Source organism: Flavobacterium sp. P1_E4, from assembly GCF_056405915.1.
The window spans coordinates 25407-47348 of the sequence record NZ_JBFUBE010000018.1 but is presented as its reverse complement, the minus strand read 5'-3'; the positions used below and the strand labels follow the sequence as shown (position 1 = coordinate 47348).

The 21942-nt window shown below is 34.2% G+C and carries 22 protein-coding genes; 6 read left to right on the top strand and 16 right to left on the bottom strand.

The window, feature by feature from the left end; genetic code table 11:
- Positions 1–47: 47 nt before the first annotated feature.
- From ribH to AC1DY0_RS15190, 5 genes are all read left to right on the top strand, one after another.
- Positions 48–623, top strand: a complete 576-nt coding sequence (gene ribH, locus AC1DY0_RS15210) for a 6,7-dimethyl-8-ribityllumazine synthase (protein WP_477189432.1) — start codon at positions 48–50, stop codon at positions 621–623.
- A 351-nt stretch (positions 624–974) separates the two neighbouring features.
- A complete protein-coding gene (gene mutL, locus AC1DY0_RS15205; protein WP_477189431.1) occupies positions 975–2867 on the top strand; it encodes a DNA mismatch repair endonuclease MutL in 1893 nt (630 codons plus the stop codon).
- Positions 2864–3619: a rhomboid family intramembrane serine protease gene (locus AC1DY0_RS15200; protein ID WP_477189430.1), complete on the top strand. Its 756-nt coding sequence runs from the start codon at positions 2864–2866 to the stop codon at positions 3617–3619. Before mutL ends, AC1DY0_RS15200 begins: the two co-directional genes overlap by 4 nt.
- Before the next feature lie 63 nt (positions 3620–3682).
- Positions 3683–4543 (top strand): rhomboid family intramembrane serine protease, encoded by an 861-nt coding sequence (locus AC1DY0_RS15195; RefSeq protein WP_477189429.1) that lies wholly within the window; start codon positions 3683–3685, stop codon positions 4541–4543.
- 69 nt (positions 4544–4612) lie between these two features.
- Complete coding sequence (locus tag AC1DY0_RS15190; protein WP_477189428.1) at positions 4613–5659, top strand: endonuclease/exonuclease/phosphatase family protein; 1047 nt, start codon at positions 4613–4615, stop codon at positions 5657–5659.
- Positions 5660–5760: 101 nt separating this feature from the next.
- Here the strand turns inward: AC1DY0_RS15190 and AC1DY0_RS15185 are convergent, their stop codons facing one another.
- The 13 genes from AC1DY0_RS15185 to dnaA form a co-directional block, all read right to left on the bottom strand.
- Positions 5761–6384 (bottom strand): WbqC family protein, encoded by a 624-nt coding sequence (locus tag AC1DY0_RS15185; protein ID WP_477189427.1) that lies wholly within the window; start codon positions 6382–6384, stop codon positions 5761–5763.
- Positions 6385–6452: 68 nt separating this feature from the next.
- On the bottom strand, positions 6453–8060 hold the full coding sequence (gene lepB, locus AC1DY0_RS15180; RefSeq protein ID WP_477189426.1) for a signal peptidase I: 1608 nt from the start codon (positions 8058–8060) through the stop codon (positions 6453–6455).
- Positions 8061–8071: 11 nt separating this feature from the next.
- The gene (gene lepB / locus AC1DY0_RS15175; protein ID WP_477189425.1) at positions 8072–9634 is read right to left on the bottom strand and encodes a signal peptidase I; all 1563 of its coding nucleotides are present in this window, start codon (positions 9632–9634) and stop codon (positions 8072–8074) included.
- An 82-nt stretch (positions 9635–9716) separates the two neighbouring features.
- Positions 9717–10424, bottom strand: a complete 708-nt coding sequence (gene dapB, locus AC1DY0_RS15170; protein ID WP_477189424.1) for a 4-hydroxy-tetrahydrodipicolinate reductase — start codon at positions 10422–10424, stop codon at positions 9717–9719.
- A 47-nt stretch (positions 10425–10471) separates the two neighbouring features.
- Positions 10472–11032: a DUF5683 domain-containing protein gene (locus AC1DY0_RS15165; protein ID WP_477189423.1), complete on the bottom strand. Its 561-nt coding sequence runs from the start codon at positions 11030–11032 to the stop codon at positions 10472–10474.
- Positions 11032–11931, bottom strand: coding sequence for a ParB/RepB/Spo0J family partition protein (locus tag AC1DY0_RS15160; protein ID WP_077375483.1), 900 nt, complete (start codon positions 11929–11931; stop codon positions 11032–11034). The genes AC1DY0_RS15165 and AC1DY0_RS15160 overlap by 1 nt, the downstream gene beginning before the upstream one ends.
- A 4-nt stretch (positions 11932–11935) precedes the next feature.
- On the bottom strand, positions 11936–12703 hold the full coding sequence (locus AC1DY0_RS15155) for a ParA family protein (protein ID WP_077375486.1): 768 nt from the start codon (positions 12701–12703) through the stop codon (positions 11936–11938).
- Between the two features lie 258 nt (positions 12704–12961).
- Positions 12962–13843, bottom strand: coding sequence for an SDR family oxidoreductase (locus tag AC1DY0_RS15150; RefSeq protein ID WP_326402240.1), 882 nt, complete (start codon positions 13841–13843; stop codon positions 12962–12964).
- A 79-nt stretch (positions 13844–13922) separates the two neighbouring features.
- Entirely contained in the window at positions 13923–15050 is a 1128-nt protein-coding gene (locus tag AC1DY0_RS15145; RefSeq protein ID WP_477189422.1) for a methionine aminotransferase, read from the bottom strand.
- 331 nt (positions 15051–15381) lie between these two features.
- Positions 15382–16227, bottom strand: coding sequence for a tetratricopeptide repeat protein (locus AC1DY0_RS15140; protein WP_477189421.1), 846 nt, complete (start codon positions 16225–16227; stop codon positions 15382–15384).
- Between the two features lie 73 nt (positions 16228–16300).
- Entirely contained in the window at positions 16301–17023 is a 723-nt protein-coding gene (locus tag AC1DY0_RS15135) for an SAM-dependent methyltransferase (RefSeq protein WP_477189420.1), read from the bottom strand.
- Positions 17024–17130: 107 nt separating this feature from the next.
- Positions 17131–17598 carry a low molecular weight protein-tyrosine-phosphatase gene (locus AC1DY0_RS15130; protein ID WP_477189419.1) on the bottom strand — a complete coding sequence of 156 codons (468 nt, stop codon included), beginning with the start codon at positions 17596–17598 and terminating at the stop codon, positions 17131–17133.
- 8 nt (positions 17599–17606) lie between these two features.
- Positions 17607–19034 (bottom strand): chromosomal replication initiator protein DnaA, encoded by a 1428-nt coding sequence (gene dnaA, locus AC1DY0_RS15125; RefSeq protein ID WP_116797344.1) that lies wholly within the window; start codon positions 19032–19034, stop codon positions 17607–17609.
- A 183-nt stretch (positions 19035–19217) separates the two neighbouring features.
- On the opposite strand from dnaA, the gene AC1DY0_RS15120 reads away from it, so the two are divergent.
- Complete coding sequence (locus AC1DY0_RS15120) at positions 19218–19622, top strand: acyl-CoA thioesterase (protein ID WP_310008943.1); 405 nt, start codon at positions 19218–19220, stop codon at positions 19620–19622.
- A 30-nt stretch (positions 19623–19652) separates the two neighbouring features.
- Here AC1DY0_RS15120 and AC1DY0_RS15115 read toward each other — a convergent pair whose 3' ends face one another.
- From AC1DY0_RS15115 to ribD, 3 genes are read right to left on the bottom strand one after another with little or no spacing between them, the layout of a single operon-like run.
- Positions 19653–20282 carry an IMPACT family protein gene (locus tag AC1DY0_RS15115; RefSeq protein ID WP_477189418.1) on the bottom strand — a complete coding sequence of 210 codons (630 nt, stop codon included), beginning with the start codon at positions 20280–20282 and terminating at the stop codon, positions 19653–19655.
- Between the two features lie 11 nt (positions 20283–20293).
- Complete coding sequence (locus AC1DY0_RS15110; protein WP_477189417.1) at positions 20294–20896, bottom strand: HAD family hydrolase; 603 nt, start codon at positions 20894–20896, stop codon at positions 20294–20296.
- On the bottom strand, positions 20889–21932 hold the full coding sequence (ribD, locus tag AC1DY0_RS15105; protein WP_477189416.1) for a bifunctional diaminohydroxyphosphoribosylaminopyrimidine deaminase/5-amino-6-(5-phosphoribosylamino)uracil reductase RibD: 1044 nt from the start codon (positions 21930–21932) through the stop codon (positions 20889–20891). The genes AC1DY0_RS15110 and ribD overlap by 8 nt, the downstream gene beginning before the upstream one ends.
- Positions 21933–21942 lie beyond the last annotated feature (10 nt).

Genomic DNA, 21942 nt, shown 5'->3' with positions numbered 1-21942 from the left:
CTTTAATATCTGAAATCTAAGTTCTAATTTCTAAAATCTAAAATTAAATGGCTACCGTAAATAAAAATTTATCGGATTACGATAAAAACACAGTCCCAAACGCGAAAGACTTTCGCTTTGGGATTGTTGTTTCAGAATGGAATGATACTATCACTGAAGGACTTTATAATGGAGCACTTGCTGCGTTATTAGAAAATGAAGTTCCTTCTCATCACATTATTCGTTGGAATGTTCCTGGAAGTTTTGAGTTGATATATGGTTCTAAAAAAATGTTGCAAACTCAAAATGTAGATGCTGTAATTGCCATTGGTTGCGTAATTCAAGGGCAAACAAAACATTTTGATTTTGTGTGTGAAGGAGTAACTCAAGGGATTAAGGACTTGAATGTCCAAACGGATATTCCGGTTATTTTCTGTGTATTGACCGATGATACTATGCAGCAATCTATTGACAGAAGTGGTGGTATTCACGGAAATAAAGGTACTGAAGCAGCTATAGCGGCCATAAAAATGGCTTATATTCGTCAACAAGCTTCATTAACTCATCGTGCGATTGACGACCAACATTTATTGTCGTCCGGAGCTTTGAGAATTGAAAATTTGCCTTTGCAAATAGAAGAATAAAAAATAGTTTTAAAATTTTAAAAGCCTATACTGTTCACTGAATGGTATAGGCTTTTTTTATGCTTTTTTTGTGATTAAGGAAATTTCAAGAAACATTCTTAATTGGTATATTTGAGGGGATAGTAAGTTAGCTTTTAGCTTTTAACAGCTAGGAGATAGCAGACAGTTGTAAAAAAAATTGACTCAAATATAGATAAGTGGAGATTCAGTTGTTGGTTTTAAAAGAGTTAGCTCTAATAGAAAATTGGTTTTTTTATGCCTTACAAACAGTCAAAACCCAATAGAAATTCCTTAAATTTGTCCTCCTTTGGTTTTTAAAAATAGTCCCCATAAATTAAAATAAGTTATTTAATGTCGAGTATAATTCAATTGCTTCCTGATCATGTTGCCAACCAAATTGCCGCTGGAGAAGTGGTGCAAAGACCTGCTTCAGTAGTAAAAGAACTATTGGAAAATGCGGTGGACGCAAAAGCAACTGACATTAAGTTGATTATTAAAGATGCAGGTAAGTCATTGGTGCAAGTGATTGATAATGGCTCGGGAATGAATGTTACTGATGCCCGTATGTGCTTTGAGCGTCATGCCACTTCCAAGATTCGCCAGGCCGAAGATTTATTTTCATTGCATACTAAAGGGTTTCGAGGAGAGGCATTGGCTTCTATTGCTGCGATTGCCCATATGGAAATGAAAACCAAATTGGAACAGGAAGAATTAGGAACTCATATCATTATTGAGGGGAGTAAGTTTATGTCCCAAGATGTCGCGGTTTTGCCAAAAGGAACTTCATTTGCGGTTAAAAACTTATTTTTTAATATTCCTGCCAGACGTAATTTTTTGAAATCAGATACTGTAGAGTATCGTCATATAATTGATGAATTTCAGCGTGTGGCTTTGGCACATCCCAAAATTCATTTTACGTTTTACCACAATGGTAGCGATATGTACAATTTGCCTCCGTCTAGTTTAAGACAGCGAATTGTTAATTTTTTTGGTGGAAAAACCAATGAAAAATTAGTTCCCGTAGTAGAAGATACAGAGATGATGAATATTCAAGGTTTTGTAAGCAAACCTGAATTTGCCAAAAAAAATAGAGGAGAACAGTTTTTCTTTGTTAATGATCGTTTTATAAAAAGCCCTTATTTGCATCATGCTGTTATGGCTGCTTATGAAGGCATTTTGAAAGATGGTTCACAACCTAGTTATTATTTGTATTTGACGGTGCCTCCAAATACTATCGATATCAATATACATCCGACGAAAACCGAAATCAAGTTTGATAATGAAAGTGCAATGTATGCTATTCTAAGGGCCTCGATAAAACACAGTTTAGGTCAGTTTAATGTAGCCCCTGTTTTGGATTTTGAGCGTGATGCCAATTTGGATACACCTTATCATTATAAAAATTTAGATGCAGAAGTGCCAACCATTCAGATAGACACGAATTTCAATCCTTTTGCAGAGGATAAGCCCAATAAGCTTTTTTCAACATATAAGAAAGTGGAACCAACTGCCAGTTGGGAAAGCTTGTATGTAGGTGTTAAACATGATACTGAAGTCGTTTCTGGTGGAGATGAATTTGCTTCCAGTAACAATGAATATACTTTTGAGAATAATGAATTTACTTTTGAAAATGAAGAGGTAACATCTTCTTTATTTGATTACGAGGAAGTGGAACAAACTGCTCATAAGAGCTATCAAATTAATAAAAAATATATAGTGTCGCCTATCAAGTCGGGGATGGTGATTGTGGATCAAAGCAGAGCTCATCAGCGTGTTTTGTATGAACAATTTCTAGTGAATATGACAGTTCAGCATGCGTCAAGTCAGCAATTGTTGTTTCCTATCAACTTGTTTTATTCAGCGACCGAAATGGAACTTATAGCAGAGTTGCAGCAATCATTAGTCAATACAGGATTTGTTTTTGAGGAGTCTAATCCCGATCATATAGTGATTTCGGGAATTCCTGTAAATATTACAGAGAGTGAAGTTGCTGCGGTTTTAGATCAGTTATTGAGTGATTTGCATAACGGAATTCCAGAAAATAGTTTCAGCCAAAATGATACTATTGCCAAATCAATGGCCAAAAGTTTGGCTGTAAAAACAGGTGCTTATTTAACCGAAAAAGAACAAGAGAATTTAGTAAATGGACTTTTCGCTTGCAAGGACCCGAATGTTTCCCCATTTCAGAAACCCACTTTCATAACTATGCGTGTGGAAGACTTAGATAAAAAATTTGCATTATGATGAATATTACACCTACAGTAAAGCAGTTATTAATTATAAATGTGCTGTTTTATATTGGCTCGATGATTGTTGGCGAGCCTGCTTATAAATTACTTTCGATGTATTTTTTCGAGAGTCCCGATTTTCATTTTTGGCAAATTTTCACACACATGTTTATGCATGCGCCATTACCTAACATCATGCATATTGCTTTCAATATGTTTGCTTTGTATTCTTTTGGTTCTGCGTTAGAACATTTTTGGGGAGGAAAAAAGTTTGTATTCTTTTATATTTCCTGTGGAGTGGGTGCCGCCTTATTGCATACTGCTGTGAATTACTATTTTTTTGAAGATGGATTGAACATATTGATGAATCAAGGTTTTTCTAAAGCAGAAATTATGGCAGTATTAAATGGGAAAGAGAATAATGAAATTGTTTCAATATTGAATAGTCCTGATTTTATAAATTTTGTTAGTGCATATTTTGGTAATGTAGTGGGTGCTTCAGGGGCTATTTATGGTTTATTGGTCGCTTTTGCTTTTATGTTTCCTAATGCTGAATTGGCTTTGATGTTTATTCCAATTCCAATCAAAGCAAAGTATTTTGTTCCTGGATTGCTTTTAATTGATTTATATTTGGGTGTTTCTGGAGGATCTTTATTTGGAGGGTCGAGTGGAATTGCACATTTTGCACACCTTGGAGGCGCATTGGTTGGTTATTTGATGATGTGGTATTGGAAGAAAAATCAATTCGATAACCACCGTTGGAATTAAAGCTCTTAAGCCATAAAAAGATTAATTAAAGAAAATGATAACCCATAACTGATTATATCAAATATGAACATCTTAGACGATTTGAAAATGCAATATAAATTAGGTGGCATCGCCTTAAAAATGATCTATTGGAATATAGGTTGCTTTTTGGTTTCCCTAGTGTTTTTCTATCAATTTAAGGTTGGGGCTTTTGACTTTCCTAATTGGATTGCTTTGTCATCAGAGCCAACCATCTTTGTATTAAAACCTTGGACTTTTCTGTCTTATGCTTTTTTTCATGATGGATTTTTCCATTTGCTTTTTAATATGATGGTGCTGAACTTTGCGAGTTACTTGTTTTTGACTTTTTTCTCTTCCAAACAGTATTTGGGACTATATATTTTAAGCGCCATTTTTTCGGGATTGATTTTTGCTTTGGGCTTTAATCTAATGCATTACAGTGGAGCCATAATTGGGGCATCGGCGGCAATAATGGCTATTTTGGTGGCGGTAACAACTTATAGTCCTTTGATGAATGTACGATTGTTGCTTATTGGGAATGTGAAATTATGGCATATTACGGCGGTAATTATTATTTTGGATTTAATGCAATTCCGATTAGAAAATTCTGGCGGACATATTTCTCATTTGGCGGGTGCTTTTTTTGGGTTTGTATATATTAAATTGCTTCAAAACGGAACTGATTTGAGTAAGATAGTGAGTGCTGTTTTGGATTTCTTTACCAATTTGTTTAAAAAGCCTTCGACACCTTTCAAAAAAGTACATAAAAATTATAGAAAACCAGTCGAAAAACCAGTTTCAAAAATAGTAGTAAAAGATAAAAAGCAACAGCAAATAGACGAGATTTTGGATAAAATTAGCCAGTCTGGTTATGAAAGTTTGAGCCAAGAAGAAAAAGAATTCTTGTTTCAAGCCGGAAAATAACCTATTTTTATCTAATTATTGAAGTGTAAAACGTTAACTTTTAGATTGCAAAGTTTAAACACATTAAATATGAAGAACCTTTCATGGTTTAATAAAGGAATGTTTTTTTTGAATTTAGTACTGATTGTGCTAACATTCATCGCCTATTTACTCCCTTTTTTGGCACCAAAAATCTTTCCGCTTTTATCGGTTTTCACTTTATTTATGCCTTTGTTTTTTTTGGCGAATGGATTGTTCTTTTTGTATTGGGCAATTCAGTTTAAAAAACGCATGATTTTATCAGGCTTAGTTCTTTTAGTTGGAATTACTTTTTTTAATAAGTTTTATAAGTTCTCTGCCAAAGAATTTGAGGAAAGCGATAAGGACTTTACTGTTATGAGTTATAACGTAAGATTGTTCAATGTTTTTAAATGGTTGGATCGTGACGATATACCAGATGTAATTTTAGAATTCATCAATACAGAGAATCCGGATATATTATGCATCCAGGAGTTTTCTAATTCTGCTAATATTGATCTAAAAGTATATCCTTATAAATTTGTTTTGATGGAGGGAAAACAAATTAAAACAGGCCAAGCAATATTTTCTAAATTTCCTATTATTGAACACGGAAATATTGTATTTCCGAATTCCAATAATAATGTTGTTTTTGCCGACATTAAAAAGGGAAAAGATATAATACGAGTGTATAATATGCATTTGCAGTCCATAAAAATTTCTCCGGATGTAAATGAAATTTCTGAAAATATTGATGTAATTGACCAACAAAAATCCAAGTTTCTTTTTATTCGTATCAGTAAAGCCTTTAAGCAGCAACAGGAGCAAGCAGCAATTTTTAAGGAGCATGAAAAGAATTGTAAATACCCAATTATTATCTGTGGCGACATGAATAACAGTGCTTTTTCCTATGTGTATAGGAATATAAAAGGAAAGCTTAAAGACAGTTTTGAAGAAGCTGGAGTAGGTTTTGGGGCTACATATAAGTTTAAGTATTACCCGGCCCGAATAGATTATATTTTTGCCGACGAAACTATGGAGGTAAAAGAATTTGAGAGCTTTCCCGAATTTCAAAACTCAGATCATTATCCCATTATGGCAAAGTTATCAATGAAATAGTTTTAATTCTTTTTAGAAAAAATAAAAACCCTTCCTAAAGATTTTTAAATTAGGAAGGGTTTAAAATTTTAAGAAGTTTGAGTTTTATTAAGTGCTGAATTTTATTTGATAAGGACTTGATTTTTTAAATAATCCATTGCAAATTTCCCCTCATTAAACAATAAATCAAGAACACTTAGATTGTTTAAATAACCGTATTTATCATCAAAAACCTGTGTATAGTTTTCAAAAACAGAATTGTCTTTTTTTCCGTTTACCAAATGTCTAAAATCGCTAATTTGAGGATTGTCTATTTCGTGAAAATATTCGGTTGTGGTGTCAAACTCAAATTTCATTCGCAAACACTTGCATGTTATTTCTAATACTTCAAAATTGAGATCCATTAAAAAAGTATGCTTCTTTTGAAAAATTGGAAGTAAATCATCTTCAAAATACTCAAAGAAAGGAGAGCTTCTGTAAGCGGCTTCAAGTGATTTAAAATGCTGTTTTTGCCAATCAAACTCTGATTCTATTTTAATGTCTTTTGTCTTCTGATGGTTTAAATTAGAATGTTTTATTGGGATATTCAACAACTGAATCCCGTTTGGACTATAAATGTAAGTTCTGTTGCGATTGGTTTGTTTTTGAAAATTATCCTCCATTTCAAACGTAATACTATCCGATTGGGCCATTGCAACAAAATGACTTATAGATGGGAAATAGGAGGGATGTATTAGGATATTCATTGTTTTAACGATTTTGAAGTTTAGAAAGGTTAGCTTAAAATCCTAAATTTTCTAAACAATATATACTTCTAAACTTTTTTCTCTTTTCTTTTTTTCCAAAAATACTCACCAACAAAGAAGGCTGCAACAGCGATTAAGAAATGAATTAAATAAGATTTAGGTTCACCATCATTTACAAAAGAGAAAACTCGATTCCATCTTATTTTATGGATTCCTTTACCATCTTTATCCCAACTAAACCAAATGAATACAGGTTTACCGACAACATGGTCAAAAGGAACATAGCCCCAAAATCTTGCATCTAAAGAGTTTTGGCGATTATCTCCCATCATCCAATAATAATCTTGTTTAAAAGTGTAGCTGTTAGCTGGCTTTCCGTTTATTATAATTTCATTACCATTAATGAGTAATGTGTTTTTTTCGTATTCCTGTATGATGCGTTTGTAAAATGGAAGTGTTTTTTTGTCTAATTTAATTGTCACTCCTTTTTTTGGAATATAAATAGGTCCAAAATTGTCTATGTTCCACCCTAACGAATGAATGTGCGGAAATACATCTCCATCTTCTCCCTTTGGGGCTAAATATTTTTTAACACCTTTAACTACTGGATTATTCGTTATTTTGATTGCTTCGTCGTCGGTTAAAGTTAATACATATTCCCCATTATTGGTCAATGCAAAATCTCCATTCACATCCTTCAAACCATCTCTAGCACCATAAATGTTTGCAAGGGAGCTCTGGTCCATATGTGTACCTTGAGTATTTACAAAAAAGTTATATTGGAGTTTTGCACTTTCGGGCAATTTGCTTGGCTTTCCATTGATGTAAATGTCTCCTTTACGAATCTCCAAAGAATCTCCGGGTATAGCAACACAGCGTTTTACTAAATTTGTTTTTTTGTCAATTGGTTTGTAATAATTTCTTGCCGGTTTAAAATTATCCATATCCAACAAAGTATCCGCGGGCTGATTAAACACTACTATGTCATTTCGTTTAATCGTTTCAAACGAAGGAAATCTAAAGTAGGGTAATTGAAACTTGTTCAAAATCGAAGTTTCCTTTTTTGTAATATCATCATTGAACAAGTATGACTTAACGCCTAAAAGCGGGATTGAATCATGCATCATAGGCATTGCAATCGTAGTCATAGGAGCTCTTGCCCCAAAATTTAATTTACTTACAAATAAAAAATCGCCAATGTATAATGTTTTTTCTAATGAAGAAGACGGAATCGTAAATGGCTGTATAAAATAGGTGTGAACCAAAGTAGCAACAATAATAGCAAAAAGCAAAGAGCTAATGGTATCGGCAGTTTTATTCTCTGGGTTTAAGTTCCGCTCTGCTTTATAATTTAATTTTTGTGTATAACTGATGTAATAAATGTAAAAGCCTAGAGTAACAATAGTTAAAAAGCTGTCTAATTTTGAATTCCTTCCAAAACTTCGTAATGTTTCCACCCAAATAACTGGAAACATGATCAGATTAATGATTGGAATAAATAGGAGTATAGTCCACCAAGTGGGTCTACCAATGATTTTCATCAAAATGATAGCATTGTAAACTGGAATTAAAGCTTCCCAGCGTTTTCTTCCTGCAATTTCATATAGTTTCCATGTTCCTAAAAAATGGACTACCTGTATGAACAGAAAAAAAAGAAACCATTGGTATATTGACATATTAGCCTTGTTTATAATTCTTTTTTCGCTTTTCTTTTTTTCCAGAAATACTCACCAACAAAAAAGGCAGCAAGGGCAATAAGGAAGTATTTAAAATAAGATTGTGGTTGTCCTTCACCACTAACGGTTGTGAATACTCTGTCCCAACGAACTTTCCAATTGCTCTTAGGACCATTAATACCATCGATGCTCATCCAGATAAAAATTGGTTTTCCTACGATGTGATTTTCAGGAACATAGCCCCAGTAGCGACTATCTTCAGAATTATGGCGGTTGTCTCCCATCATCCAATAATAGTTTTGATCAAAAGTATAGGTTGTAGCTACTTTACCGTCAATTCTGATTTCATTGCCATTTACTTTCAAATCCTTTTTCTCATAATCGGTTATGATGGTTTTGTAGAAAGGCAAACTCTCTAAGTTTAAGGCAACAGTTTTTCCTTTTTGAGGGATGTAGATTGGCCCAAAATTATCTCTATTCCATTTGTTGATATGTGGAAAAATGCCGTCTTCAACATTTTTTGAAATAATTCTGTTTACAGCTTTGATTCCTGGGATATTTTTGAATCTCTCTGCATTGGCAGCAGTTAAAGCACTGATGAATAAAGTGTCTCTTGTTTGTTGGTTTAAGAAACCAGCGCCATCAGTGATGTCCATGTCTTTGAAAAGATATTCAAAGTCAATAGGTGTTTTACCATCCAAAACTAAGTTGTAGGAGAACTGTGGTTTAGCACGTTCCGGCAAAATTAATTCTTTTCCGTTAATGTAAACCAATCCGTCTTTTATGGATAAGCTATCGCCGGGAACACCAACGCAACGTTTTACATAATTTGATTTTTTGTCAATTGGTTTGTCAACTCTTAGTCCAGATCGGTCTCTGAATTTATACACAGTATCTGCTGGCCAGTTGAAAACAACAATATCAGTGCGTTCAATGGTTTGAAAGCCTGGAAGTCTTAAATAAGGTAATTGAGGCCAAGTCAAATAAGATTTTCTTTTGGTCAATGGAATGGTATCATGTACCATTGGCATTGCTACTGTAGTCATCGGAACTCTAGCTCCATAATTCATTTTGCTCACAAACAAAAAGTCACCAACCAATAAGGATTTTTCTAATGAAGAAGTGGGAATAGTATAAGGCTGGATAAAATAGGTGTGAACAATAGTGGCCACAATTACTGCAAAAAGTAATGAGCTAATAGTGTCAGCTGCTTTATGGTCTGGACTTAAATTTCTATCTGCTTCATAATTTAAAGTCTGAGTGTAATTAAGGTAATAGATGTAAAATCCTAAAGTTCCAATTACAAGTACTGTGTCTAAAAAAGATTTTTTACCAAAACTGCGAATAGTTTCTACCCAAATTACGGGAAACATAATCAGGTTAATGATTGGGATAAAAAGTAAAAGTGTCCACCAAGTTGGTCGTCCAATTATTTTCATTAAAACAATTGCATTGTAAACTGGAATTGCTGCTTCCCAACGTTTTCTTCCCGCACTTTCATACATTTTCCAAGTTCCTAAGAAGTGAATAACCTGAACGGCCAAAAAGAATACAAACCAGAGATATAGTGTCATAATTTTAGATTTTAAACTTTAGAATTTTAGATCAAATTTCTATTAGAATTTTGGGGTTTTATTATTTGGGATTTAATTCTTTTTATTTAGAATTTAAATTCAATACGTCTTTCATAGTATAAACACCGTGTTTTCCGGCAAGCCATTCGGCAGCGATTACGGCACCCAACGCAAATCCTTCACGATTGTGTGCAGTGTGTTTTATTTCGATAGAATCTACTTCAGAGTTGTAAGTTACAGTGTGAGTTCCTGGAACTGTTCCTACTCTTACTGCTTCGATATGAATTTCGTTTTCTTTCGGGGTGTCTAATGTCCAATTAGTATAATTACTATTTTCAATAACACCTTTGGCCAATGAAATAGCTGTTCCGCTTGGTGCATCTAGTTTTTGATCATGATGGATTTCTTCCATGTCCACTTTGTAATGATCAAATTGAGACATAATTTTGGCCAAATATTCGTTGAATTCAAAAAATAAATTCACGCCAAGACTAAAGTTGGAACTAGAGATAAAACCTCCGTTTTTAGCTTTACAAAGAGCGATCATTTCATCATAATGTTGCAACCAACCTGTTGTTCCGGAAACTACGGGAACATTGGCATTGAAACAACTAGAGATGTTACTTACTGCAGCTGATGGGACACTGAAATCGATGGCGACATCAGCAGCGGAAAGTCCTTCGTAGGTGTTAAATTCGTCTTTTCTCAAAACAATTTCATGTCCTCTTTCTAAAGCAATTCTTTCGATTACATGCCCCATTTTTCCGTATCCTAAAAGCGCAATTTTCATTTGTATATATTTTTTGATTTTTAAAAAGAAACGAAGATTATTCGAATCTAAAAACGATAATTAAGTGTTAGTCCTAAATTTGATTTTAATGTTACAGGATCTGGAGTTATTTCTGGTTGAAAAGATAAACTCTGATTTACATTAAATTGTATTAAGGCAGCATCAACATTGGCATCTATAATGTTTAATACATAAAAACCAATTACAAAAAGCCCTGATAACGAAGCGTTTCTTTGATAGAACTCTTGAGCTGATATTAGTTGTTTGTCAGAGAGATAGTCGTAGTTAGGGTCTGGATTTCCGGCCAAACGACTTTTATAAGCATCTCTATATTCATTGTATTTTTTTTTGTTGTCAACATATAGATACAAGCTGGTTCCCATTGCTCCATAAACTAATGGAATTTTCCAGTATTTTTTATTGTATGCTTGACCTAAACCAGGTAATATAGCCGAATAGAAAGCGGCTTTTGCAGGTGTCAAAGGGTCTATGTCTATTGATTTTAAAGTGTCTTTAGGCTTTAAAACAGCTTCGGTTTTTGCTTGTGCAAAAACCGAAGCGTTTCCTAAAAGAAAAAGCAATAGCCCTATGGATATGATTTTATTCACTACCCTTCTATTAATTTTATAATTCTGTTGAAGTCTTCTTCAGAATGAAAAGGAATTGTGATTTTCCCTTTTCCGTTTCCGGCCACTTTTACATCAATTTTTGTTCCAAAATACTTATTGAAAGTACTCACGTCTTCGTCGTTGATTTCAAAAGAAGATGCTTTTGTTGGAATAGCAGGTTTTGGTTTTAAACTTTCGTGGTAATTTTTCACCAAAGTCTCAGTCTCTCTAACAGAAAGATTTTGACTTACTATTTTTTGGTAAATATCGGTCTGAACATCATGGTCTTCGATGTTGATGATAGCACGACCATGACCCATACTGATAAAACCATCACGAATTCCGGTTTGAATGATTGGGTCTAATTTTAAAAGTCTTAAATAATTGGCAATAGTAGAACGTTTTTTACCAACTCTTTCACTCATTTGTTCTTGAGTTAATTGAATTTCGTCAATCAAACGTTGGTAAGAAAGCGCAATCTCTATTGGATCCAAGTCATGACGCTGGATGTTTTCAACCAAGGCCATTACTAGAGACTCGTTATCGTTTGCAATACGAATGTAAGCAGGGACTGTTGTAAGTCCAATTAATGTGGAAGCTCGTAAACGACGTTCCCCAGAAATTAATTGATATTTATTGAAGTCTAATTTACGAACAGTAATAGGTTGAATTACACCTAACTCCTTGATAGAAGTGGCTAATTCACGTAATGATTCTTCATTGAAATTACTTCGGGGCTGAAATGGATTTATTTCTATAGCATCAATTTCAAGCTCTATAATATTTCCTACTACTTTATCTGCATTTTTATCTTCAACCGATTGAATATCGTTTTCAGGATCTTTTAATAACGCAGATAAACCTCTACCTAAGGCTTGTTTTTTTATTGCTTTTGACATACAACTATTTACTGTTTTTCTTTATAATTTCTTGAGCTAAATGAATATAATTTACCGCTCCTTTGCTGGTCGCATCATAGTTGATAATGCTTTCTCCAAAACTAGGTGCCTCGCTCAATTTTACATTTCTCTGTATCACAGTTTCAAAAACCATATCGTTAAAATGTTTTTGAACTTCTTCTACAACTTGGTTTGATAAACGCAATCTAGAATCAAACATTGTTAGCAATAAACCTTCAATGTCCAAATCGGGATTGTGAATTTTTTGAATACTTTTTATGGTATTCAATAATTTACCCAAACCTTCTAATGCAAAATACTCGCACTGAATTGGAATTACTACAGAATCTGCAGCAGTTAAGGCATTTAATGTCAAAAGTCCAAGAGATGGCGCGCAATCAATTAAGATATAATCGTATTGATCTTTTACACTTTCCAATGCTTTTTTAAGCATATATTCTCTGTTTTCTTTGTCGACTAGTTCGATTTCAATCGCAACAAGATCAATATGTGCAGGAATTACATCTACATTTGGTGATGAACATTTTATGATAGCCTCCGATGGAGTATGGCTATGTTCAAGAATTTGATAGGTTCCAATTTCAACTGTTTCTACATCAATCCCTAAACCTGATGTGGCATTTGCCTGAGGATCAGCGTCTATTAGTAATACTTTTTTTTCTAAAACACCCAATGAAGCAGCTAGGTTAATTGAAGTAGTTGTCTTTCCAACTCCACCTTTCTGATTCGCAATCGCTATGATTTTGCCCATTTATTTTCTAAATTTTGAACGGTAAAAATACAATTATTTATGGGTTTTGAAAATCTATTTTGTTAACAAAAACAAATAGTTTTCATAGTCCCCAATTTATCTTAACAATACTGTATATTCTTTGCTTTTTTGTTGACTAATATATCTGAAAAAAGAGAACTATACAAATAGTTCTCTTTTTTTTGAATTTATTATTTAGACTTTATTCGGGACTATTTTCAATCTTTATTGGTGCTAATCACGGAATATTGTAAACTACTAACTTCTTTTTTTTGCTTTAATCATCATTTCCAATTGATCCCAAAGTTCTTCAGGAATTGCTTCCAATAAATTGAATTGTCCTGCACCTTTCAGCCACTCACCTCCATCAATAACAACCACTTCTCCATTCACATAGGCAGAAAAGTCTGAAACTAAATAAGCGGCTAAATTGGCTAATTCTTGATGGTCACCGACTCTTTTTAATGGCACTTTTTTGGCCATATCAAATTTCTCTGCAAGGTCACCAGGTAATAGTCGGTCCCAGGCTCCTTTGGTAGGGAATGGTCCAGGTGCAATTGCGTTCGTACGAATACCGTATTTGGCCCATTCCACAGCAAGACTTCTTGTCATAGCCAGAACTCCTGCTTTTGCAGTTGCACTAGGGACAACATAAGCTGAACCAGTCCAAGCATACGTAGTGACAATATTTAGAACAGTTGATGAAGTTTGTTTGGTGTCTATCCAATGTTTTCCAAAGGCAAGGGTGCAGTTTTTGGTTCCTTTTAAAACGATGTCAATTACAGTATCAAAGGCATTGGCTGACAAGCGTTCAGTTGGTGAGATGAAATTTCCCGCGGCATTATTCAATAATACATCAACTTTGCCAAAAGCTTTTAACACAGCCTGAAGCATGTTTTCAACTTCTTCATAATGACGAACATCGCATTGCAATGGTAAACAAGTACCTCCTGTTTCTGTTTCTAGTTCTTGGGCAGTATTTTTAAGCTTTTCTAAATCTCTAGAGGTAATGGCTACTTGAGCTCCTAATTCTAAGAAATATTTGGTCATAGCTTTTCCTAATCCACTTCCACCACCAGTTACTACTATTACTTTGCCTTTTAAAGCATCGTCTCTCAACATTTTATCGGTATAACTCATAATTTATATTTTTTTTGGATTGTAAATGTAGCAAAATAAAATAGTATGCATGCATAATAAAAAAATAAAAATCTATTTTTTAAATTCTGGACAATCTTTTTGCGGCTTCTTCCAGTGTATGATTGTCTTTGGCGAAGCAAAAGCGTATTAATTTTAGATCTTTTCCATTGGCATAAAAAGTGGATATTGGAATTGCAGCAACTCTATAGTCCGTAATTAAGCGTTTGCAAAAATCAACATCATTCTCGTTGGAAATATTGGCATACGAAACTACTTGAAAATAAGTTCCTTCACAGGGCATCAATTGGAATCGGCTGTTTTTCATCAGAGATCTGAAATAATCTCTTTTTTCTTGATAGAATGGGCTAATTTCATTGATATCGACTAAATCTAAATATTCTGAAACTGCTATTTGGCAAATGCTATTGACGCTAAAAACCAAAAATTGATGCACCTTTTTGATTTCTTTCATCAAATACTCAGGAGCTACAAGATAACCTATTTTCCAGCCTGTAACGTGAAATGATTTTCCAAATGAAGAAACTGTAATACAACGGTCTAGTAGTTTTGTTCTTGTATGAGTAGAAATGTGTTTTTGTTCGAAGGTGATGTATTCGTAAACTTCATCGGAAAGTAACAGTACATTGGGGTGTTTTTCTAAAAGTGCTTCCAGATTTTCTAAATCAGATTCATTTAGAATTTTCCCCGTTGGATTGTGCGGATTATTGATGATGATCATTTTGGTTTTTTCCGAAAAGGCACTGGCGATAGTATTCCAGTTTGGTGTGTAATCATCATTGAGTGATACTCGTATTGGTTTTGCTTGGCTTAATAATATTGGAGCTTCATAACAATCGTAGCTTGGGTCGAGAATAATTACTTCGTCATTTGGTTTTAGCAAAGCCAGTAATGTGGTGAAAATGGCTTGAGTTGCACCTGCTGTAACGAGTATTTCCGTTTCTGGGAAAATAGTGCGGTTGTATGACGACTTTACCAATGTTGCAATTTTTGCCAACAATGGAGGGTAACCCGACATAGGCGTATATTGGTGAACATCTTCAAGTGCCAATCGAGAAACAATTTCAGTTAATCTTTCGTCAACTGGGAAGTTTGGAAATCCTTGGGAAAGATTGATTGCATTGTGTTCTGCTGCCATTTTGGACATCACCGTAAAGATGCTAGTCGTTACATTTGGTAGTTTACTCATGTAATAAATGAATTTATTTAGGAGTATAAAAGTAGTTTTTTTAAGCCGATTTTTCCTTTTTTGGAGGAATGATGTTCGGGGAAAATTAAATATCTGGTGTAAAACGAATGTTCTTGCGAGCTGCGTGAGGGGTAGGAGCTGGTTACCTTGTAACGCGGATGACCCGACAGCATAAAAGAAATGGGCCGACTCGCAAGTGTGATGAGTAGGCCCATTTTTTTTATGGTGGCACGCCCAAAAGGACTTTGTTATTTATATTTTATGGATGATAAAAATAGTGGGACGTTTGTGTAAATCGACAGTTTCTTTTTCCAGGTTAAAATTTTGAAAACTAATTTAGCTTTTCCAAATCCTTTTTAAATTTCTCGACATAAGGACCAAAGCGTTCGTCTTTGTCAATTTGAGTAAAGTTTACCCACTCGTTGAATTTTTTTAAATTATTCTGGCTGTAGAATGCACATAAAATATTAAATGCGTTTTCAGATTTATAAGTTTTGTCGGTTATATCCTTTTCTATCTTATAATAGGTTTTTAGTGCATCGGGGAGCTGGTTGTTATGTACTTGTGAATAAAGTAATTCTTTGTAAGCATAAGCATCGTTCGGTGTCTCTTTAATTGCTTCTTTCAGGATATTAATCGCATTTTGAGGTTGATTTAAACAATTATATGAAAAAGCAATCTCAGTTTTGAGTCCTTTGTAATTCGGGTCGATCTTTTTTACTTTTTCTAAGTATGTCAATCCTTTAGCGCATTCGTTCCAGATGTTATAAGTAGCGCCCCATCTGAGTAACCTATTGGTTGAGTTTTCGTCTTCTTGATATGCTTTGAGCCAATCGGGAGTTTTTGAAATATCAAATTCGGCAAAATAAGATTCAGGAATGATTGCTACTAATGATTTGTTTGGTTGTAATCTGATTTTCATGGAACGTCCTGCTTCATTTTTACTGATAAGAAATTTACCATTGCTGTTTATTTTGAGTGAACCAGCAAAATCGAAAGTTAAACCAGCTTGACTGTCCATGTATACAAAACCATAGGTGTAGGAGCCGAATGAGTCAGATGGAAAGACCACCCATTTATTTTCGCAATCAATAGGTTTTGAATCGAAATTTAATTTGTCTTGAGCTACACAACAAATGCTTATAAAAAAGCTTATAATTAAAATGAAGGTTTTCATATATCATTGTTGGTTTTAAAAAGAAGGCTTAGTCTTAAGATTGCATAAATAATGGTGCAATAAATCTAATTGCTTACATCTTATGGATGATAAAAATAGTGGGGCGTTTGTGTAAATCGATAGTTTCCTTTTTCCAGGCTGAAATTTTCTTTGTTTTGATGTATTCCGTAGGTAAGGTGATATCGGTGGCTATGCATAAATGTGTTTCAGGATGCAAGGTTTGGATTAGATCTTCCAATAATTTATTGTTGCGGTACGGTGTTTCGATGAAAATCTGAGACTGGTTTTTTTCAAAAGATATGCGTTCTAGGCTTTTGAAACTGGCTTTTTTTTCGTCTTTTTCAATGGGTAAATAACCATGAAAAGTAAAGCTTTGGCCGTTCATTCCGGATGCCATCATAGCCAATAATATGGAGGACGGACCTACGAGCGGAACAACTTGAATTCCTTTTTCGTGGGCCAATTTTACTATTACAGCGCCTGGATCGGCTACACCTGGACATCCTGCTTCGCTCATGAGTCCCATATCTTTACCTTCCAAAAGCGGTTTGATAAACTCCTGATGCTCTTTAGTTTCAGTATGTTTATTGAGGATGAAAAGTTTTAATTCGGATTGTTTTTTCTCTGGGTTGGTCAGTTTGATTGATTTTCTAGCTGTTTTGTCATTCTCAACCACATAGTAATCAATTAGATCTACGCATCTTTTTATGGTTTGCGGTAATACGTCCATAGGGTCGCATTCTCCCATAGTAGTTGGGATTAAATATAGTTTTCCAAGAAGAGGTGTTGATTTCATTTGATTGTTTTCAATTTTTGAAATGAGATGTTTTTTGCCGTCGGTGAATGACATTGGAGGATAGAGTCACCATTTTTAACAAAGTTATAAAAACTTATTTAGTTTTCTTAGGAATGTTTGGTAATCAGCTTTTGGGCAATTGCTTCGCAAGCTTCGTCGAGCATTTGATAAACCATATCAAAACCATTTGCTACTCCGTAGTATGGGTCTGGAACATCAACATTTTCATTTGGAAAGATGGCGTCCAAAATGAGTTGGACTTTTTCTTTTTGGGTCTCGCTTTGGGCGAGATGAATCACATCGTTGTAATTACTGTTGTCCATTACAAAAATGTAATCAAAAGAATCGAAATCGGTTTTTTGAAATTGTCTCCCTTTTTGGTTGGAAATATTTAAACCATTTTTTTTGGCAGTGGCTATAGAACGATTATCTGGGGATCGTCCAACATGCCAAGAACCAGTTCCTGCAGAATCTACAAGAAATTTGTCATTGGGGAGTTTGGAGGCTAATATACCTTCTGCCAGTGGAGAACGGCAGATATTACCCAAACAAACCATTAAAATTTTGACAGGCATATTGCTTTTTATAGCGTTAATTTTGAATTAATATCCTCGACATACTTTTTGAATTGTTTGTCGGTTGCTACTAAATTATCTACTGTTTTGCAAGCGTGCAATACAGTAGCGTGATCACGGTCACCAATTTGGGAACCGATATTGGCCAATGAAGCTTTAGTGAATTTTTTGGCAAAAAACATTGCCAATTGTCTTGCTTGTACAACGTGCCTTTTTCTTGTTTTGGATTGTAAAGTTTCTAAATCCAATTGGAAATAATCGGAAACAATTTTTTGAATGTAATCGATTGAAATTTCTCTCTTTACATTTTTTACAAATTTTTCCACGACACTTTTGGCAAGTTCGATGGTTACTTCTTTTTTGTTGAAAGAAGATTGTGCAATCAATGAAATGATAGCTCCTTCTAGCTCACGAACATTCGATTTAATGTTGCGGGCTACATATTCTATAATATCGTCTGGCATTTCAACACCATCACGATAAAGTATGTTTTTTAGGATTGAAATTCTTGTTTCATAATCCGGTTGGTGCAACTCGGCAGATAATCCCCATTTGAAACGGGATAATAAGCGTTGCTCAATGTCTTGCATGTCAACAGGAGCTTTGTCCGAAGTCAAGATAACCTGTTTTCCGTTTTGGTGCAAGTAATTGAAAATATGGAAAAATACATCTTGTGTTCCTGATTTTCCAGAAAGGAATTGAACATCATCAATGATTAAAACATCAATTAATTGGTAGAAATGTATAAAATCGTTTCTGTTGTTTTTCTTTACCGAATCAATATATTGTTGGGTAAAAATTTCGGCAGAAATATATAAAACTGTTTTTTCAGGATATTTGTCTTTGATTTCAACACCAATAGCGTGGGCTAAGTGTGTTTTTCCCAATCCAACACCACCAAAAATTAATAATGGGTTGAAAGATGTTCCACCTGGTTTATTGGCAACAGCCATACCTGCAGAACGGGCTAATCTATTAGAATCTCCTTCCAGGAAGTTATCAAAACTATAATTTGGATTCAGTTGGGATTCGATTTTTAAATTTCGAATACCAGGAATGACAAATGGGTTTTTTAATTCTGGGTTTAGGTTTTTGAATGGAGCATCTACTTCTTGAGCTTTCATTGGAGCTCTATTGGCACTTGGCAACTGTTCCGTAAACGGTTGTTTGTTGCCATAAGTGTTTTCCATTTTGATTTTATAGAGTAACTTTGCGTTTTTTCCAAGTTCTTTGGTTAGGGCCACTTTTAATAATTTCACATAGTGCTCTTCTAGCCATTCGTAGAAAAATTTACTTGGTACTTGAATATATAATGCATTATCGGTAAGTTCAACTGATTTAATTGGTTCGAACCAAGTTTTATAAGCTTGATCCTGAATGTTGTCCTTTATGAAGGACAAACAGTTTTCCCATACTGATTGTGCAGTCTTGTTCATATATCTAGTTAAATTTTTTTATTTGGGTACTTATTATCTTACAAAAAGAATGTGAAATAGATTCTTTTTTCGGGATAACAAATATGTGAACAATTATCTGTAAAAAAAAATATTTTAGGTTATAATTTTTGAAAATATTATTGTAAGGAGGTTTTTAAAATTTAAAATTTTAATTCATAATTAATGAAAGATCATCAAATTCAAGTTCGTGTTCGTTATTCAGAAACAGACCAAATGGGGGTTGTTTATCACGGAAATTACATACCCTATTTTGAGATAGGAAGGGTCGAATGGCTTAGAAACAAAGGGATTTCATATAAAGTCATGGAAGAAAGCGGTATTGGGCTCCCAATTGTGAACATGAATATCAATTATAAAAAATCAGCTGTTTATGATGAGTTATTGACCGTGCATACGGTTTTCAAAAGTCAGACGTCGGTGAAGATAGAATTTGATTGTGCAATTTATAATGAAGCCAAAGAGTTATTAACAACTGCCCAATTTATGTTGGTTTTCGTGTCCTTAAAAACGGGTAGGCCAACAGCTCCGCCAGATTACATTTTGGAACTACTAAAAACTTTTGAATAATCGTCAAAATGAGTTCTTTTAAATGAGAATTTATAGTTTTTTTATGTCAATTTCAAACAAAGAATTAAAAGTGTCGAATACCATTTCGGCATTTTTTTTTCTGGTTTTTATTACAATTTTTCCAATTGGCAAATTTGTTTCTTCATTTATCTCCATTTCTTGAGATGTAATTTCAAGTTTTTTTTCTTTAATCACTCGCATCACTTTATTCATGTTTTTATAATCAAATGAAATTTGAAAAGGGATGTCAATTGTTCTTTCGATAATTTCACAAGATTCCAAAGTGATTTGTGCCGAAGTTTTGTAGGCAGAAATTAATCCGCCAACTCCTAACTTAATTCCGCCATAAATTCGAACCACAACAACAAGTAAATTGGTAAGTCCGAAAGACTGTATTTGACCGTAAATAGGAGTTCCTGCTGTATTACTTGGTTCACCATCATCGTTGGCTCTGTATTGAATAGTTTCGGTTCCTATTTGATATGCATAGCAATAGTGAACAGCGTGTGGATGTTGCTTTTTTAAGATTTCTATAATGGGTTTTACTTCTTCTTCTGATTCGATTGGAAAAGCATAGCCGAAGAATTTGCTGCTTTTTTCCTTGAATAGTGATTCTTCAGAGGGAAATGCAATGGTATTGTAGGTGTCTTTAATTTCCAAAAGGGATTCTTCTAAATTATTTTTTTATCAAACAAATCAACTACATCCTCTTCGCCCACCTGTAAATTCCAAACGGGAAGTCCAAGTGCCAATGCGGCATCTGTATTTTCTTTTTTGTCATCAATGAATAAAGTATGTTTGGCTTGCAGTCCGTTTTGATCCAGAACGAAGTTGTAAACTTCTGGATTGGGTTTTCTCATTCCAATTTCAAATGAAAAATATATTTTTTCAAAACATTGATAAAAATCGCTATAAAATGAGGCCCCCGATTTTTGTTCGAAAGTGTCAATGTGAATCGCATCGGTATTGCTCAACAAAAATAGACGATACTTGCTGGAAAGCATTTGAAGGAATTCTAATCGATACAATGGAAAGTCTGCTAATATAGAATTCCAAGCTTCGCGAATGTCTTCAATTGAAGCATTGTTAGTATGTTTTTGAATTCCGTTCAAGAAATCATCTCCCGAAATAGATCCTATTTCATATTGTATATTCAATTGGTCTAAGTCTTCGTTCCAATGGGATATGCCAAGATCTTTCAAACCATCCATAGTTGCTTGTTTATCTAAATTGATAAACACATCTCCAAAATCAAAAATAATAGCATTAATCATGGTTTCTGATTATTAAAAATTCATCGGTGTCAATTATGTGCTTTTCGGAATTTGTTTTTGGTATAAAAGGAGCTTTGATTCCTTTTTCCAAATTTGTATTTCCTGTAAAAACTCGAGCTTCATCCCAAAGATTTGCATCGATAAAGGTTTGTAAGGTTTGGAGCCCACCTTCAATTATAACCGATTGAATGTTGTGTTTGTAAAGCGAATCAACAATTTGGTTGGCTATATTTTGTTTAAAATCAATTACTTCAAAGATAGTGTTTTCTTCGGAAATAGTGTTTTCGAAATTGCTAAAGACAATCGTCCTATTTTGATTATCAAAAACAGCATTCTCTTTCGGAATGCGATTGTTTTGGTCTAATATTATGCGTACAGGATTATTCCCGTACCAATCTCTCGCATTTAGTTTGGGGTTGTCGTCAATAACGGTTTGTGTTCCCACCAGAATGGCTTGTTCCTCGGTTCTCCATTTGTGAACCAATTGTCTGGAATAAGTATTGGTAATCCAAACTGGTTTTTTTTCCAATTTTTCAAGAGGGGCAATAAAACCATCTTGGCTTTGTGCCCATTTAAGAAGGATATAAGGTCTTTTCTTTTGGTGAAAAGTAAAAAATCGCTTGTTGAGTTCGTTGCATTCGTCTTCCAATATTCCGACAGTGACGTGAATCCCCGCTTCAATTAATTTTTTGATACCGTTTCCGGCGACCATTATATTTGGGTCCACAGTACCAATAACCACATTTGGAATTTTGTTTTTAATAATCAAATCACAGCAAGGAGGCGTTTTGCCAAAATGGCTACACGGCTCCAAACTCACATAGATAGTGGCTTTTTTTAGCAACGATTTATCCTGTACAGAATTTACTGCATTGACCTCGGCATGGGGTTCTCCTGCTTTTTTGTGCCAACCTTCGCCTATGATTTTGCCTTCATAAACAATGACGCTTCCAACCATGGGATTGGGATAGGTCGTTCCCAGTCCGTTTTTGGCTAGGGCTATGCAACGGCTTATATATTTCTCATGTATTTTCACTTAGCAAAAA